The following is a 1,087-nucleotide window of genomic DNA, read 5'->3' as shown; positions in this document are numbered from 1 at the left end:
TTACAAATATAACAAAACATTCCATTCAGCAGCGGATTTTCCGTAGGAAAATCCGAAAGTAGCCATTGAAGCAAACGGCTGTTGGCAGAGGTTTTTTTAATCTACAAATTTCCACTTAAAATTATCTTGTAAAATATTTTGCTCATTTTTAGTTAGTCTCATTATTGATATAGATTGTCCAAATCCATATTCGCTATCACCCAAACAATCAACAAGTCTAATGTTTTTTTCTTTGATTTTATCTTCGCAAACTTTGAAAACAATTTCATCTAACCAATCATCATTATATTTAGGATTGAATTTTGTTTTAATATTTTCGATTTCAAATTCAATTTCTATTGGTCCAGTTTCTCCAATACAATTTTCTTTTATTTTTTTTGGATTAAAAACATTATTTGTTAGTACAGAAAATGCTTTTATTACTTCTGTATATACTTTATTTTCCTTACAAACATCAGCTTCTAAATCAATAAATATTACTTTAGTTTTATCAATACAAGCTAATTCAAATTCATCTAACTCCATTCCTGGGTCGTATTCTTTTTCAAATATTTTTGAATACTCGACTTTTCTTTCTAAATGTATTTTCTCAAATATTTCAGAATCATTTAATTTTTCATAAGATTTGAAAAAACCACATTTTCTCAATATTGAAATATTCTCAATGACTTTTTCTTTTGATATTTTTTCCACTTTATTTGTGTTCTTCTTCGGCTCTAAATTATTACAAGAGTTAAATAAAATTATTATTAAAAAAAGATATTTCATTATAGAAGTTTTATTTTTTCAAGTTCTCGCACAAAATCTCTGCCAACGTGTTGCGGCTAGAAAAAGTGGCGTAAAACCAACACTAACCATTTCAAATATACACAAATTTTAAATACAAACTAGAATTTTCTGAAAAAGACAGAAGCAGCCATTTTTTTCTAACCGCTGTTGTAACTAGTAGCTGTTTTAATTCAGACTGCGTCAATTCGGAACGAATTTATGTATGCTGAATTCAAACTATATGCGCAAACTTTTAAAAATCTACGCAAAACATTCACGTTTCTGCTTTTGACAAAGTTCGGAAATTCTGTTTTCAAAG

1 protein-coding gene is annotated in these 1,087 nt (G+C 27.6%); it reads right to left on the bottom strand.

Translation table 11 applies throughout. From position 1 onward, the window contains the following. Positions 1–96: 96 nt before the first annotated feature. Positions 97–693 carry a hypothetical protein gene (locus tag GFJ99_RS13260; RefSeq protein WP_153209528.1) on the bottom strand — a complete coding sequence of 199 codons (597 nt, stop codon included), beginning with the start codon at positions 691–693 and terminating at the stop codon, positions 97–99. Positions 694–1,087: the final 394 nt, after the last annotated feature.

It is taken from the genome of Flavobacterium sp. LMO6 (assembly GCF_009495795.1).
In the GTDB taxonomy this organism is placed as follows: Bacteria; Bacteroidota; Bacteroidia; order Flavobacteriales; family Flavobacteriaceae; genus Flavobacterium.
The sequence above is the reverse complement of the archived record's forward strand: the minus strand, read 5'-3'. Positions and strand labels throughout refer to the sequence as shown.